Below are 15,046 nucleotides of genomic sequence, written 5' to 3' on the forward strand. Positions count from 1 at the left end.
AGCCGACACTAAGGCGCTTAAGTTGAGGGTGTCAACGGTAGGGACGGGAGTTGCTGACGCTGCGTCAATCTGCTTGATCTTGAGGCGAGTTACCGCCGGACGGGTTGCCCCCGGCCGGGTCACCGCAGGGCGGGTCGCCCCCGGCCCGTCCCTCACCGAGCGTGCTGGCGCGAGCCACCAGCGCCGGCACCAGTTCCGCCGGCTCCGGCATCGGCGCCCCGTCCAGCAGGCACAGCAGCCGCCGGGCGACGTCCGCGCCGAAGCCGACGGCGTCGCGCCGCAGCGCGGTGAGCGCGGGTCGGAGCGCCGTGCAGACCGGGGTGTCCTCCCAGACGACGACCGCCACGTCGTCCGGAACGCGCAGGGCGTGCCGGCGGACGACGCCGAGTCCGGCGACAGCGAGGACCTCGTTGTCGTAGATCAGCGCCGTGGGCCGGGGTGCGGTGGTGAGCGCGGTCTCGGTCGCACTCTCGCCGGCCGCCGCCGAGAAGTCGGTGGAGAGCGTGCGCAGGTGCTGGAAGCCCAGCTCACGGCCGGTGCGCTCGAAGGACTCGATGCGCCGGTGCACGTGCAGCATCCCGGGCGTACCGGACAGGTAGGCGACCCGGTCGTGGCCGCGTGCGCGCAGGTGGTCCATGACGGCGCGCATCCCGGCGGCGTCGTCGACGGGCACGGAGGGCAGGTGGCCGCCGGGGTCGGGGCCGCCCGCGACGACGCCGGGCAGGCCGAGCGCGGCGACGGCGGCCGGGCGCGGGTCGTCCTGCCGCAGGTCGACGAGGACGACGCCATCGACTCTTCGCTCGTCGCGCCATCGGCGACAGGTCGCGATCTCCTCCTCGACCGAGGCCACGACCTGGAAGAGCAGCCCGTAGTGGCGGGCGCTCAGCACGGTCTGCATGCCGGTCATCAGACGGTGGAAGAAGAGTTCGGTGCCGACGTCGCGCGGGTCGCGGGCGACGACGAACCCCACGGTGGACGAGCCGGCGCCGGTCAGGGCGCGGGCGGCCGGGTGCGGGGACCAGTTCAGCTCCTCGACGACCTCCAGGACCCGTCTGCGGGTGGCCTCCGAGACGCCGGGCCTGCCGTTCAGCGCGAAGGAGGCCGCGGCCTCCGAGATCCCGCACCGCTCGGCGATGTCACGCAGGGTGGGACGGCGGCCCTCGGCACTCATGGGAACCCCGTTGATCGAATTCTGATGTGTCGTCAACTCCGTCTTGCGGAGCCGACTTTAGCGCTTTAGTGTCGGCTCTCGCCCTACCGAGGAGAGCTCTCGCCCTACCAAGGAGAGGGGACCCCCCATGCCCGTCGACGCGTCAGGCCCATTACCGAGATCCCTGCGGCGCCGCAGCCTCCTGCAAGCTGCGGGCGCCGGACTGCTGGCCACCGCCCTCCCCGCGACAGCCGCACACGCGCAGTCCCTCGCGGCGGCGGGCTTCGGCCCCGAACCCCCTTTGATGCACGGCTACTCGGGCCCGCAGATCAAGGCGTGGAACCCGGACACCGACCGGCACGCCCGCTATCTGCGCTCCCGGGTCCCGCTCGCGGCCCGGATCGCCGCCTTCGAACCGACCCAGTCCCGCCGCGGTCTCGACCCCCGCCCGAGACTCGCGGTCCTCGCCAACGACTACGTCCAGCCGAGCTGGGAGACCGAGGGCTATCCGTACGGCCCGGTCGCCGAGGCGTACGCCCTGCGCTTCTGGCAGTACCCCGACCTGTACGCCTCCTGGCACGGCCTGCCGCTCGACGGCCGCCACACCGAACCCAACCCGCCCTACGGCCTGTTGAACCTCCCGAACCCCGGCTACACCGACGCCGCGCACCGCAACGGCGTGCTCAGCCTGGGGTGTTGGTTCTGGCCGCGCCCCGAGAACTTCGCGGACATCGTCGAGAGGACCCCTCAGGGCACCTTCCCCCTCGCGGACCAACTCATCGCGATGGCCCGCTACTTCGGCTTCGACGGGTACTTCGTCAACCAGGAGGCCACCATCACGGCGGCCCAGGCGAGGCTCCTGATGGAGATGCTCGGCTACCTCGCCCGCAAGGCCCCGCCCGGCTTCCACCTCCAGTGGTACGACTCCCTCACGGTCGACGGCCGCATCTCCTACCAGAACGAGTTCAACACGGTGAACTCCCCCTGGGTCGTGAACGGCGGGCAGCGCGTCAACAGCAGTGTGTTCCTGAACTACTGGTGGAGTTCGGCCAAGATCCAGGCGTCCCGCGGCCACGCCCTCTCCCTCGGCCTCGACCCGTTCGACGTCGTGTACGCGGGCAGCGAGATCGGCATGTACCGCTTCGCCCAGCCCTACGACCCGCGCGCGATCTTCCCCGAAGGCGGTGAACCGCGCACCAGTTGGGCGTTCCTCGGCTCCGAGATGGTCTGGTACACGGTCGACGGCGACAAGTCCACCCTCGCGAACCAGGCCCCCGTCTACGCCCGCGAGCGCCAGCTCTGGTCCGGCCCCGCCGAGGACCCCTCCCGCACCGGCCGCACCCGGCAGCCCGACAGCGGTCGCCCCCTAGACCCGGCGGGCTGGGACGGCACCGCCCACCACATCGTCGAGAAGTCCGTGATCGGCCGCCTGCCCTTCGTCACGCGCTTCTGCACGGGCACCGGCGAACGGTTCTTCATCGACGGCGTCCAGACCGGCGACCGCCCGTGGTTCGACATCGGCGTCCAGGACCTCCTGCCGACCTGGCAGTGGTGGATACGCGACGCGGCGGGCGCCCCGAGCACCGCGATCCGCGCGGACTACGACCACACCACCGCGTACGACGCCGGCGACTCCCTGCGTCTCACGGGCGCCCTCGGCGCGTCCGCGTCGGCTGTCGTGCGCCTGTACAAGACCCGGCTGCCGCTCACCTCCGCGTCGACCGCCTCGTTGGTGCACCGGGGTACGACCGGGGCGGCGGCCCTGCGGCTCGGGCTCGTCTTCGAGGACACGCCGGCCGACACGGTGTGGCTGAACGCCGGTCCCGTGGGCGCGAGTTGGGCACGCTGGACGGCCGACCTCGGGGCGTGGGCGGGGCGGACCGTCGTCGCCGTGCACGTCTCCCTGCTGGCCGGGACCGGCGGGGCGGCCGGGATCGCCGTGAACCTCGGGGAGCTGCGGATCGCGGACAGTGGTCCGGACCCGGCGCCGGGGTGTCCCACCGGCTTCGCCGTCGACCGGGCGGTGCGGGTGGGCGACACCGCGAGTGTCTATCTGACCTGGGATTTCACGCCGGACGACGTGGCCCGGTACGACATCTTCCGGCGCACCGCGTCGGGGCGGCGCTGGCTGGGGCGGACGTACGACGGCGCGTACTGCGTGTCGCCGCTGGCCCGGGAGGGCGACGGGGCGACGACCCTGCTCGAACTGGAGGCGGTGTCCGTGACGGGCCGCCGCAGTTGTGCCGCCACGACCGGGCTGACCTGGTGAGAGGGATCGGCATGGGCCTCCGCCGGCTGACCGTCGCCGCACTCGTCCTGTCCTGCCTGCTCGCGGCTCCCCCACCGGCCTCCGCGACCACCACCGCTGCCGCCGCCCTCCCCGAAGTCACCCCCCGCCCACAGCAGTTGGCGGCCAACGGCGCCCCGCTGACCGTCCCGTCCCGGGTCCGCGTCCTCACCGCCGGTCAGCCGGACCGGCCCACCCGCGACCTCGTCGTCTCCGTCCTGCGGACGGCGGGCGCGACACAGATCGAGGAGAGTCCCCTCCCGGACACGGGAGTCGGGGCCGGCGACCTGACCGTGGTGATCGGCGGGGCCACGGACTCGCGGGTGACGGACGCGCTGCGGGCGGCCGGCGGCACGCTCCCCTCCGCTCCGCTGCCCGCCGAGGGCTACGCGCTCGCCTCCCGCGCCGCGCCCGGCGGCGGCTCGGTGGTCCTCGCGGGCGCCGACGCGAGCGGCACGTACTACGCCGCCCAGACCCTGCGCCAGCTCGTCTCCGGTACGACGGTCGCGGGCGTGACCGTCGTCGACCATCCGCTGATGCCGTTGCGCGGCGCGATCGAGGGGTTCTACGGCAGCCCGTGGACCCACGCGGAACGCCTGGACCAACTCGCCTTCTACGGCGCGCTGAAGATGAACACGTACCTGTACGCGCCCAAGGACGACCCCTACCACCGCGAACGCTGGCGCGACCCCTACCCCGCGCAACTCCTGGCCCAGCTCGGCGAGTTGATCCGCCAGGCGGCCGACCACCACGTCCGCTTCACGTTCGCGCTCTCCCCCGGCGTCTCCATCTGCTACAGCTCCGCCGCCGACCGCGCGGCCCTGGAGGCCAAACTCCAGGCGGTGTACGACCTCGGGGTACGCAGCTTCTCCGTCCCGCTGGACGACATCAGCTACACCCGCTGGAACTGCGCCGGCGACAGGACGGCGTACGGAGCGCCCTCCCAGCAGTCGGCGGCCCGCGCCCAGGTGGATCTGCTGAACCGCCTGCAACGGGAGTTCCTCGCCACCCGGCCCGGCACGCAGCCGCTCCAGATGGTCCCGACCGAGTACGGAGACGTCACCGAGACGCCGTACAAGAAGACGATCCGCGAGCAACTCGACTCCCGCGTCGAGGTGATGTGGACCGGCACCGACACCGTCCCGCCCCGGATCACCGTCCAGGACGCCTCGCGGGCGGCTGCCGTGTGGGGCCGCAAGGTCTTCCTCTGGGACAACTACCCCGTCAACGACTACGGCCAGGCCGAGGGCCGTCTCCTCCTCGCCCCCTACTCCGCCCGCGAACCCGGCCTGCACGCCCAGCTCTCCGGCCTCGTCCTCAACCCCATGAACCAGGCCGCCGCCAGCAAGGTCGCCCTCTTCGGCGGCGCCGACTTCACCTGGAACGACGCCGGTTACGACGCGCAGCGGGCGTGGCGGGCAGCCGCCGCGTACCTGTCGGACGGCGCCCCCTCGACGGTCGAGGCGCTGCTCGCGTTCTTCGACGTAGAGCACCTGGCGCCGACGTTCGGCGCGGCGCCCTGGCAGCCACAGGCGCCCCAACTGGCCGCGCGCCTCACGGAGTTCCGCACCGCCTGGACCTCCGGCGCCAAGGAAGCCGCCCTCCGTACCCTCCGCCCCTACGCCCAACTCCTCGCCTCCACACCGGCCTTGATCCGGACCGGCGTGACGGACCAGGGCTTCGTCGCCGACTGCGCCCCTTGGCTGGACGCCCTGGACCTGTGGTCCACGGCCTTCATCCGCACCCTCGACGCCCTGACCGCCCGCCTCTCCGGCGACGAGACCGGCGCGCAACGCCTGTTCACCGAGGCGTCCACACTGGTCACCAGGGCCGGCGCCATCCAGACCATCCCCGGCGAGACCCGCCCTCAGGGACCGGTGCGGGTGGCGGACGGGGTGCTCGACGTGTTCCTCACGGAGGCGCGGACCCTGCGCTGACCTCAGGAGAACACCCCGCACACCACGTCATCCGACCGGGCGCGGATCGATCGGCGAGAGCACGCCGAGGCGTTCCTCGATCTCCTGGGCGGCGGCCAGGCACAGGTCCTCCCGGAACGCCCGCCCGATGATCTGGACGCCGGTCGGCAGGCCGTCGTCGACTCCGGTGGGGACGGCGACCGCCGGGACGCCCACGAAGCTGGTGACCGTGCAGAGGCGCATGCAGCGGGCGACGCGTTCGTGTCCGGCGGCGTCACGTGACTCCAGTCCGGGTTCGACGGGCGGCTCGGTGAAGACGGGGCCGAGCAGCAGCGGGTACGTGTCGAGGAACTCGGCCCAGGAGCGGCGGACGCCGAGCCAGGTGCCCATCAGCCGCGTGAGTCCGGCGGCGTCCACGGGGGGATTCCGCTCCATGGCCCACCGGATGTAGCGGCTGCCGTCCGCGCCGAGCAGTTCCCGCACCGCCGGCCACGTCGGCGCGAACTCGGTGGCGGTGATACGGCCGTACGCCTCAAGGGCCTCGTCCAGCCTCGGGACGTCCGCGACCTCTCGTACGTCGTAGCCCGCGTCGCGCAGCGCGTCCGCCGCCGTCATGAGGGCGGCGTGGACCGTGGGGTGGACGCCGTGGCCGCCGGGGTCGGGGACGAGCGCGACCGTGACCGGTGCCGGGAGCGGCGGGCCGTAGAGCGGCACGGGTACGGCGCGGGGGTCGCGCGGGTCGGTGCCGGCCAGTGTCTCGTAGGCCAGCCGCAGGTCGCCGACCGTTCGGGCGAGAGGTCCGTCGGTGACCAGGATTTGGGAGGCGGGTCCGGGGTCGTCCGGGCCGAGGACGCGGTGGTCGGCGGGGAACCGTCCGGTGGTGGGTTTCAGCCCGGCCACTCCGCAGAACTGGGCGGGGATGCGCACCGAGCCGCCGGAGTCGTTGCCGAGTCCGAGTGCGGCCATGCCGGTGGCGACGGCCGCTCCGTCACCGCCGCTGCTGCCGCCCGGGGTGCGGCCCCGGTGCCACGGGTTGACGGTGTCGCCGAACAGCTCGCTGCGGGTGTGCATCCCGGCCAGGACCAGGGTCGGCATGTTGCTGTGCCCGATCGGCACGGCTCCGGCCGCGCGGAGCCGGGCCACTGGGGGCGCGTCGGCCGGGGCGACCAGGTCGCGGAAGCGTGCCGCTCCGAGGGTGGTCGGCACCCCCTCGATCGCGGTGGTCTCCTTCACCGTGAACGGCACACCGGCCAGCGGCCCGAGTTCCTCGCCCGCCGCGCGCCGTCCGTCCACGCGTGCCGCGCCCGCGCGGGCTCGTTCGGCCGTCACCTGGGTGACCGCGTTGACCCGCGGATTGACCTCGGCGATGCGTTCCAGGTGGCTGTCGACGAGTTCGGCCGCCGATATCTCTCCGCTTCGGACCGCTTCCGCCTGGGCGGCGGCCGTCATCGTCCACAGGGCGTTCTGCCTGATCATCGCGTTTCCCATCCGCATGCCGGGGTGCTGGTGTCCGCACCCTAGCCCGGAACCGATACGATCGTATCGAAATAAAGGGAGGGTGGTCGGGCATGCCCAAGCAGGTGGACTACGAGAGCCGGCGTCGGCGGATCGCCGAGGCCGTCTGCCTCCTCGCCGACGAGCACGGGCCGGAGGGGGTGAGCATGCGCGACGTCGCGGCCCGCGCGCAGGTCTCGCTGGGCGCCGTGCAGCGCTGCTTCCGCACCAAGGGGGAGATGCTCCTCTTCGCCGTCGGCCATGTCGGCGACCGCGTCACCGAACGGGTCCGGGCCCGCCTCGCCGCGCACCCGGACGGGTCCCCCGCGAGCGCCTTGGGCCACGCGGCCGACGAACTCGCCCTGCTGCGCGAGGAACACCGAGCCGAGGCACGGATCTGGCTCGCGTTCGTCGCGCAGGCCGCCGTCAGCGAGCCGTTGACGGGCCCGCTCAGAAGCAGCTATACGGCGCTCCAGGCGCTCCTCGTCCGCCTCGTCTCCGAAGCAACCGGGAGCGGCAGCGGCTCGGCCGACGGGGGTGTGGCACCGCCGGACCCGGGGCACGAGGCCCGTGCCCTGCTCGCCCTCGCCGACGGCCTCACCACTCACGTACTCATCGGTCACCTGACCGCGCAGGAGGCGGCGGGGACTCTGCACGCGCATCTGCTCAGTCTTTACGCACGGGCCGGTACACCCGCCCGCCCTTCATCACGAACGACACCTTCTCCGTGACCCCCACGTCCGCCAGCGGATCGCCGGGTACGGCGATGACGTCCGCCAGCAGCCCCGGCTCCAGCCGTCCCCGGTCCTCGGCGTCGATGAGTTCGGCGGCGACGGTCGTCGCGGCGCGCAGCGCGTCCAGGGGACGCATGCCCCGGGCGACGAGGGCGGCAAGTTCGAGGTGGCCCCGGCCGTGGGGGACGGCGGGGGCGTCGGTGCCGAGGGCGATGCGGACTCCTCGGGCGATGGCGCGGGACGTCGACTCGCGGGCACGGGGGAAGACTTCGGCGGCCTTGGCCTGAAGGGCGGGGTCGGCGTGGGCGGTGTTCATCGACTCGGTGAGGGAGGTGGTCGCCACCAGGAACGTGCCGCGCTCCACCATCAGGTCGAGGGTCTCGTCGCTCGCGAGGAAGCCGTGTTCGAGGCAGTCGACGCCCGCGTGGACGGCGGCGCGCATGGCGGTGTCGCCCATGCAGTGGGCGGCGACCTTGAGACCGGCGCGGTGGGCCTCGTCGACGATCGCGCGCAGTTCCTCGTCCGAGTACTGCTGGGCGCCGGCGGGACCGGTGTGTGACATGACACCGTTGGAGGCGCAGACCTTGATGACCTGCGCGCCGTACTTGATCTGGTGGCGGACGGCCTTGCGGACCTCCGCGACCCCGTCGGCGATCCCCTCCTCGACGGTCAGGGGCAGCACGCCGGGCGCGAACGCCTGGAACATCGTCGGGTCGAGGTGGCCGCCGGTCGGCGCGATGGCGTGCCCGGCCGGCACGATCCGGGGCCCGTCGACCCACCCGAGGTCGACGGCCTTCTTCAGCGCGACGTCGAGCAGCACCCCGCCGGTCTGCACGAACAGCCCGAGGTTGCGTACGGTCGTGTAGCCCCGGCGCAGGGTGCGCCCCGCGTTGGCGACCGCGCGCAGCGTGCGCAGCGCGGGGTCCTCCTGGACCGGGATGAGGGGGCTGCGGTGGTCGGGGCCGCCGAGGAAGAGGTTGACCTCCATGTCCATGAGGCCGGGCAGGAGGGTGACGTCCCCGAGGTCGCGGACGACCGTGTCCTCGGGGAGCCGGTCGGGTTCGCCGACGGCGGTGATGTGCTCGCCGGTCACCAACAGGGCGCCGGGTTCGACGAGTTCACCCTTGTCGAGGTCGAGGAGGCGGGCGGCCCGCAGCAGGGTCGGCGGGCCGGCGGCGCGGGCCGGCGCCATCAGACGGCCGGTTCGACGACGGCGTCGATCGCGGAGGGCCCGCTGTCGGGGACGCGCGGCTGGCCCCACGCCTCGACGGGGAACGCGACGGTGACCAGCGAGCAGAACGCCCACAGCAGGTGCTTGTCCTCGTCGCCGATGCCGTCGAGAGTGACGTTCTCCAGATACTCGGTGCCCGTGTCCAGGAGCGGGAACGCCACGTCGTAGAAGGCTTGGAGCTCCTCCATCGTGCTGGCGATCCGTTTCGCGTAGCGGGCCTTCTCGCCCTGGAGGGCCCAGTCCGCGAAGGGCTCCAGGGCGGCGAACTCGGCGGGGAAGACGTTGCTCATGCCGGAATCCCTTCTCAGGAGGCGGTGGACGGCTGCTTGGCGTGCGCGTCGACGAACTTCCGTACGGTGGTGTGGAGATGGCGCAGCAGGACCTCCTGGTCGCACAGCGGGAACTCGTCCAGCGTGCGGGTCTCCAGCATGGTCTGGGTCGCTTCGAGGGTGTTGCCGTCCTGGAGGCCGTACTCCTTGAACGAGACGACGGCCAGCTCCTGCTGGAGTCGCTGGAAGGCGTTCGTCGGGGGGACGAAGTAGCAGGTGCCCTCGAAGATGTGGGTGTTGTAGGAGGTCGGCCAGTAGTGGTAGGTCAGCACCCAGTTGGGCCGCCACATCAGCAGCATGAAGTTGGGGAAGAAGACGAAGGAGTCCATGCCCCAGACCTTGCTGCGGGTCGGGTTCACGGCGGGCGGCAGCTGCTCGGTGGTGAGCCCGATGTCGGGGGCCTCCCAGGGCCCGAACAGGCCGCTGCGCAGGGCGCGTTCGATGGGCTTGACCATGGCGCGCTCCTTCGGCGGGGCGATGCCGCCCCAGGAGGAGACCATGCTGTGGGGGCCGTCGATGTCGTAACTGAGGGCCTCGTACCCGTACTTCTTGATCTTCGCGGCCTCGTCGGAGACGTACTGGCCGGAGTGCAGGATCGGCGCGTGGTAGAACTCGGCGAACGCGTCGATGAACAGCTTCCAGTTGGAGCCGATCTCCGCGCGGTACTTGTGGACCTGGGTCAGCTTGTCGAAGGGGTAGCCCTCGATGCCGGCGCCGAAGCGGCCGAGGTACTCGCGCAGGGGGGTGGTGTTGTCCGGGTCGAGGTTGACGAAGACGAACCCCTCCCAGATCTCGGTCTGGACGCCGAGCAGGCCGTAGCGCGACTTGTCGACGGAGAAGAACTCCGACTCCTGCTGCACGAAGGCGAGTTTGCCTTCGAGGTCGTAGCGCCAGGCGTGGTACTTGCAGGTGAAGGCGCGGCAGGTGCCCTTGGTCTCGTCGCGCGGATTGTCGTCCCACACCAGTTTGTTGCCCCGGTGGCGGCAGATGTTGTGGAAGGACCGGACCACGCCGTCGGTGCCGCGCACGATGATCAGCGAGGTGCCGGCCGCGTCCAGCTCACGGGTGAAGTACGAGCCCTTGCGGGGGAGTTGCTCGACCCTGCCGACGTTCAGCCAGGTCCGGCGGAAGATCGCCTCGCGCTCCTGCTCGTAGTACTCCGGCGAGATCGAGTCCGCGTAGGAGACCGGCTCCGTGTCGAGCTCGAAGTGCTCGGTCCAACTGCCCTCGGCGGGCTTCGGGAAGTGCGCCATGAATCGGAACCTCCGGTCGGTCGACACCGCAAAGGTAACAGGGATCTCTCTTTTTGAGAATGCCATTTCCGCAAAGCGCACACTTACCCTGCCGCCTGCCGACCACCTCACCTCCAGCGCACCCCTGGATCGGAAACAAGGTTCTCGTATAGCGTGATCAGAACTCTCCTCCAGGGAGGCCCCCTTGGCGACCGCACGGCACGACCACTGGATCGACGGCCGCACCCACCCGCCGCGCGGCGGCGCCCGGCTGCCCACACTGGACCCCACGACCCGCGCGCCCGGCGACGAGATCGCCGCGGGCACCGCGCCGGACGTGGCGGACGCGGTCGAGGCAGCCCGGCGCGCCTGGCGGGACTGGGCCGACCGCTCCCCCGCCGAGCGCGGCGCGGTCCTGCACCGGATCGCCGAGGCCGTCGAGGCCGACGCCCCCGAGCTGTCCCGACTCGAACGGGCCTGCACCGGCAAGACCGAGGCCCAACTCCGCCTGGAGATCGGCATGTCGGCGGAGTACTTCCGCTACTACGCGGGCGTCGTCCGCGCCGCCGGACAGGGCCGGGTGATCGAGCAGGGCGCGGGCTCCCACACGTACACGCGCTACGAGCCGTACGGCGTCGTCGGGGTCATCACCCCGTGGAACCTGCCCCTGAACCAGGCGTGCCGGGCGCTCGCCCCGGCGCTGGCCATGGGCAACGCGGTGGTGGTCAAACCCTCGGAGTTCACGTCCACTTCGACGCTGCGCCTGGCCCGGCTCGCGACGGAGGCGGGCCTGCCGGACGGCGTCCTGAACGTCGTCACCGGCACCGGCCCGCAGGCCGGCGAGGCCCTCGCCGCGCATCCGCACGTCCGCCGGCTCGCCTTCACCGGCTCCGTCGCCACCGGCCGCTACCTCGCGGGCGTCGCGGGTGGCCGGCTGATCCCGCTGACGCTCGAACTCGGCGGGAAATCACCCCTGTTGATCTTCGCGGACGCCGATCTGGAGCGCGCGTCCGCCGCCGCGGTCACCGCGCTCGCCGCCAACTCCGGGCAGGTGTGCTCGGCGACGGCCCGGGTGCTGATCGAGGAGTCCGTGCACGACGAGGTCGTCGACCGGATCGTCACCGCCGCCGAGAAGCTGCGACCGGGCGTGGATTACGGGCCGTTGATCACCGAGGCGCAGTACGACAAGGTGCTCGGGTTCCTGGCTGGTGCGGGCACCCCGGCGACCGGTGGCGGTCCGCTCCCCGGGCCCGGTCTCTACGTCCGCCCCACCGTGTACGCCCGCGTCGACCCGGCCTCCCGGCTCGCCCGCGAGGAGATCTTCGGCCCGGTCCTCGTCACCACCGCGTTCACCGGCGAGGCGCAGGCGCTGCGCCTGGCCGACGACACCGAGTACGGGCTGACCGCCGCCGTCTGGACCGGCGACCTCACCCGGGGCCTGCGTCTCGCCGAGCGCATCGAGGCCGGCCAAGTCTCCGTCAACGGCGGCCCCTTGACCGTCGAGACCCCCTTCGGCGGCTACCGGCGCAGCGGCCACGGCCGCGAGAAGGGCCTCACCGCCCTGCACGAGTACGCACAGCTCAAGACGGTCAGCGTCGGCCTGCGGTAGCGGGTCCGGCGGCGCAGCGGAAGGAGCGGGACATGTACGACGCGCAGTGGCAGCGTGCGGCGTGGGAGATGCGGCGGAAGGTGATCGGTGAGCCCACGGGCGACACGACGGCCGACACCCCACCGGACACCCCCAGCACCCCCGGCACCCCCGGCACCCCCGGCACCCCCGGCACCCCCGGCACCCCCGGCACCGGTGGTACATCACACATCACACCCCACGGCTATCAGGACTACGTCACCGCCATGGCCTGGGGCGTCTGGGCGCGCGGCGGTCCGCTCACCATCCGCGACCGCAGCCTCCTGGTCCTCGCGATGACCGCGGCGACCGGCCGCATAAGCGCCTTCCGCACCCACCTGGAGGCGGCCCCGCGTGCGGGAGTGACCGACGCCGAGGTCGACGACCTCCTGTTCCAGCTCACCGCCTACTGCGGAGCCCCCGCCGGCCACGCGTTCGTGAGTGTTCTGCGTGAGGTGCGCGCCGCCCGGGAGGCCGGGTGACCAGGCCGGTCGTCGGTTTCGTCGGGCTCGGCAACATGGGCGGCGCCCTCGCCGCCAACGTCGTACGCGCCGGTCTCGAACTCGTCGCCCACGACGCGGCGGGCCCGGCCCGCACCCCGCTCGGCGCCCGCTGGGCCCCGTCCCCGGCGGATGTCGCCCGCGCCGCCGACATCGTGGTGCTGAGCCTGCCGGACGGCACGGTCTGCGCGGAGGTGGTGCGGCAGCTCGCGGGGGCGCGGGGGCGGCGGGTCACGCATGTCGTGGACACCTCGACGGTCGGGGTGACGGCGGCGCGGAACATGGCGGGGATCAGTGGTGTGTCATATGTCGACGCGCCCGTGTCCGGCGGGGTCGCGGGGGCCCGCAGGCGGACGCTGATGGTCATGTACGCGGGGACGGACGACGACTGCGCGCGCGTCGAACCGGTGCTGGCGGGTCTCAGCGACCGGCGTCGGCGGGTCGGGGACCGGCCGGGGCAGGCGCAGGCGCTGAAGCTCGCCAACAACTTCCTCTCGGCGACGGCGCTGGCGGCGACGAGTGAGGCCGTCGCGTTCGCCGTGCGCGCCGGGCTCGACATGGCCGTCGTGCTCGATGTCCTCGACGCCTCCAGCGGGCGCAGCGGCGCGACCGCCGAGAAGTTCCCGGACGAGGTCCTGACCGGACGTTACGCCTCCGGGTTCAGCAACGCGCTGATGGCGAAGGACGTGCGGCTGTATCTGCGGGAGGCGTCAGGGGCGCGGGCGGCGGTGACGGTCGCGGAGGTGACGCGGGCGGTGTGGGAGGCGTTCGCGGAGGCGGAGCCGGGGAGCGACTTCACGCGGATCTATCCGTTCACGGCGGGGACGGGCGGGGCGGCGGACTCCTGAGGGACGACGCACGCCGGGCAGTCCTCGCAGGCGGGCCGCGCCTCGGGCGTCCCCGGTGCGGGGCTCTCCCCGAGCAGTACGGCCATCGCCTCCCGCACGACCTCCGGGTACCGTCCCGCGTCCCGGTCCACCAGCCACAGCTGATGCACCCCCTCGACCAGCGCGAACACGGCGGCGGCCCCGGTCCGCGCGCTCAGCCCGCTCGGCAGCCGCTCCCCGTACCGCTCGGTGAGATGCTCGGCCAAGTGCTCCTGGATGGCCGCGCTCCGCTCCCGCACGTACGCCTGCGCGGGCTCCTGCCCGGTCACCGCCTCCGCCACCACCACGCTGTGCACCTGCGCGAACGACGGATGCAGCTGCTCGAACGCCACCGCCTCCGCGAAGTCCCCCGCCCAGTCCTCCCCGGCGCCCCGCTCGACGAGATGCTCCCGGTTGAGCCGCTCACGGAAATTGAGCACCTCGATCAGCAGCCGTTTCTTGCTGGGGAAGTAGTGCAGCACACCTTGCCGGGTCAGCCCCGCCCGCTCGGCGACCGCGTCGATCGACGTCCCTCGGAACCCCCGCTCGGCGAACACCTCCACGGCCGCCTCCAGAATCTCCTCCCGCCGCCCAGCCACCACGAAGGACCCCTTCCGCCATCGGAGCAGGTGCTTCCACACCCTATGTACGCGTACGGGGCATGGCGAGAGGGCGTCCTCGACTTGTCGACCCTCCGCCCTCTTTCAGGGCCGGTCGGACCGGGGTGAGCAGGCGGCTGCTACGGCCGGTGCGGTCGGTGCGGTCGGTGCGGTCGGCCAACTGGAGACGTCCCAGCGCCTGTTGGACGTGGTGCTCGACACGGCACGTACGACCGCCCCCTGATCCGGGCGCGGCCACACGCCCGTTCACGACGCCCCCATCGCCCCCAGCGCCGCCCGAGCGGCCCCCCGCACCGCTCCTTCGGCCCCCCGCTCCCCCGCGATCTCCTCCAGCAGCCGGACGTCCTTGGCCAGCAGGAGGCCCGCGTGCCCGGAGATCCGCTCCAGGGTCCCGCCCGCGTCGACCAGCCGCCCCAGTGCGAAACTCGCGGAGCTCCCCCGGGTCAGCATCTTCCCCAACTCCTCGGGATTCAGGCCCAGTTGTCCGCCGAGGGCGAGTGTGTCGGCGGCCAGTCCCAACTGGGCGGTGAACAGGAGGTTGTTGAGGAGTTTGGCGACCTGTCCGGTGCCGACGTCGCCGAGGTGGACGACCGGGTCGCCGTAGGAGGAGAACACCGGGCGGCACGACTCCACCGTCTCCGCCGGGCCGCCGACCATGACCAGCAGGGTGCCTTCGGCGGCGCCCCGGCCGCCGCCGCTGACGGGGGCGTCGAGGACCTGGACACCCTGGGCGGCGGCACGCCGGGCGAGGCGGCGGCAGGTGTCGGGGTGGACGGTGGAGTGGACGGCGACGATCCCGCCCGGCCGGAGCCCCGCGAGGACCCCTTGCGCGAGCTCCTCGACGTCCCGGTCGTCGACGACGCACAGGCACACCAGGTCGCTGGCGGCGGCCAGTTCGGCGGGCGATCCGGCGACCTTGGCGGCGGTGTCCGCGAACGGCGCGAGGGCGGCCGGCCGGCGGGCCCACAGCGTCGTCGCGAACCCCGCCTCGACGATCCGCCGGGCCATCGGCGCGCCCTGGCTGCCGAGGCCGATGAAACCGACACGCATGCCCACGCTC

Annotated in this window: 13 protein-coding genes; 6 read left to right on the forward strand and 7 right to left on the reverse strand. The window is 72.6% G+C overall.

Going from position 1 to position 15,046, the window contains the following annotated elements:
• Positions 1-64: 64 nt before the first annotated feature.
• Positions 65-1,171 carry a LacI family DNA-binding transcriptional regulator gene (locus ABZX85_RS13095; protein ID WP_355866091.1) on the reverse strand — a complete coding sequence of 369 codons (1,107 nt, stop codon included), beginning with the start codon at positions 1,169-1,171 and terminating at the stop codon, positions 65-67.
• Positions 1,172-1,454: 283 nt separating this feature from the next.
• Here ABZX85_RS13095 and ABZX85_RS13100 point away from each other — a divergent pair, with 283 nt between their 5' ends.
• Positions 1,455-3,419, forward strand: coding sequence for a hypothetical protein (locus tag ABZX85_RS13100; RefSeq protein ID WP_355866094.1), 1,965 nt, complete (start codon positions 1,455-1,457; stop codon positions 3,417-3,419).
• Positions 3,420-3,430: 11 nt separating this feature from the next.
• Positions 3,431-5,374, forward strand: coding sequence for a beta-N-acetylglucosaminidase domain-containing protein (locus tag ABZX85_RS13105; RefSeq protein WP_355866097.1), 1,944 nt, complete (start codon positions 3,431-3,433; stop codon positions 5,372-5,374).
• 27 nt (positions 5,375-5,401) lie between these two features.
• Here the strand turns inward: ABZX85_RS13105 and ABZX85_RS13110 are convergent, their stop codons facing one another.
• Positions 5,402-6,829, reverse strand: coding sequence for an amidase (locus ABZX85_RS13110; protein WP_355866100.1), 1,428 nt, complete (start codon positions 6,827-6,829; stop codon positions 5,402-5,404).
• Positions 6,830-6,921: 92 nt separating this feature from the next.
• On the opposite strand from ABZX85_RS13110, the gene ABZX85_RS13115 reads away from it, so the two are divergent.
• Complete coding sequence (locus ABZX85_RS13115) at positions 6,922-7,578, forward strand: TetR family transcriptional regulator C-terminal domain-containing protein (RefSeq protein WP_355866103.1); 657 nt, start codon at positions 6,922-6,924, stop codon at positions 7,576-7,578.
• Here the strand turns inward: ABZX85_RS13115 and ABZX85_RS13120 are convergent.
• From ABZX85_RS13120 to ABZX85_RS13130, 3 genes are read right to left on the reverse strand one after another with little or no spacing between them, the layout of a single operon-like run.
• On the reverse strand, positions 7,514-8,773 hold the full coding sequence (locus ABZX85_RS13120) for an amidohydrolase family protein (RefSeq protein ID WP_355866106.1): 1,260 nt from the start codon (positions 8,771-8,773) through the stop codon (positions 7,514-7,516). The genes ABZX85_RS13115 and ABZX85_RS13120 overlap by 65 nt on opposite strands.
• Positions 8,773-9,102, reverse strand: a complete 330-nt coding sequence (locus ABZX85_RS13125) for a hypothetical protein (RefSeq protein WP_355866109.1) — start codon at positions 9,100-9,102, stop codon at positions 8,773-8,775. The genes ABZX85_RS13120 and ABZX85_RS13125 overlap by 1 nt, the downstream gene beginning before the upstream one ends.
• 14 nt (positions 9,103-9,116) lie before the next feature.
• Positions 9,117-10,394, reverse strand: a complete 1,278-nt coding sequence (locus tag ABZX85_RS13130) for an aromatic ring-hydroxylating dioxygenase subunit alpha (RefSeq protein ID WP_355866112.1) — start codon at positions 10,392-10,394, stop codon at positions 9,117-9,119.
• A gap of 184 nt (positions 10,395-10,578) precedes the next feature.
• Between ABZX85_RS13130 and ABZX85_RS13135 the strand changes: the two genes are divergently transcribed.
• Genes ABZX85_RS13135 through ABZX85_RS13145 form a run of 3 tightly spaced genes read left to right on the forward strand, consistent with a single transcriptional unit; the run spans position 10,579 to position 13,348 of the window.
• Entirely contained in the window at positions 10,579-11,982 is a 1,404-nt protein-coding gene (locus tag ABZX85_RS13135; RefSeq protein ID WP_355866115.1) for an aldehyde dehydrogenase family protein, read from the forward strand.
• Between the two features lie 32 nt (positions 11,983-12,014).
• A complete protein-coding gene (locus ABZX85_RS13140) occupies positions 12,015-12,482 on the forward strand; it encodes a carboxymuconolactone decarboxylase family protein (protein WP_355866118.1) in 468 nt (155 codons plus the stop codon).
• The gene (locus ABZX85_RS13145; protein WP_355866121.1) at positions 12,479-13,348 is read left to right on the forward strand and encodes an NAD(P)-dependent oxidoreductase; all 870 of its coding nucleotides are present in this window, start codon (positions 12,479-12,481) and stop codon (positions 13,346-13,348) included. The genes ABZX85_RS13140 and ABZX85_RS13145 overlap by 4 nt, the downstream gene beginning before the upstream one ends.
• Here ABZX85_RS13145 and ABZX85_RS13150 read toward each other — a convergent pair.
• Together ABZX85_RS13150 and ABZX85_RS13155 are read right to left on the reverse strand one after the other, a co-directional pair.
• The gene (locus tag ABZX85_RS13150; RefSeq protein ID WP_355866124.1) at positions 13,306-13,968 is read right to left on the reverse strand and encodes a TetR/AcrR family transcriptional regulator; all 663 of its coding nucleotides are present in this window, start codon (positions 13,966-13,968) and stop codon (positions 13,306-13,308) included. The genes ABZX85_RS13145 and ABZX85_RS13150 overlap by 43 nt on opposite strands.
• A 264-nt stretch (positions 13,969-14,232) precedes the next feature.
• On the reverse strand, positions 14,233-15,036 hold the full coding sequence (locus ABZX85_RS13155; RefSeq protein ID WP_355866127.1) for an NAD(P)-dependent oxidoreductase: 804 nt from the start codon (positions 15,034-15,036) through the stop codon (positions 14,233-14,235).
• Positions 15,037-15,046 lie beyond the last annotated feature (10 nt).

Origin of the sequence: Streptomyces sp. NPDC004539, assembly GCF_040610055.1 — a bacterium.
Taxonomy (GTDB): Bacteria; Actinomycetota; Actinomycetes; order Streptomycetales; family Streptomycetaceae; genus Streptomyces.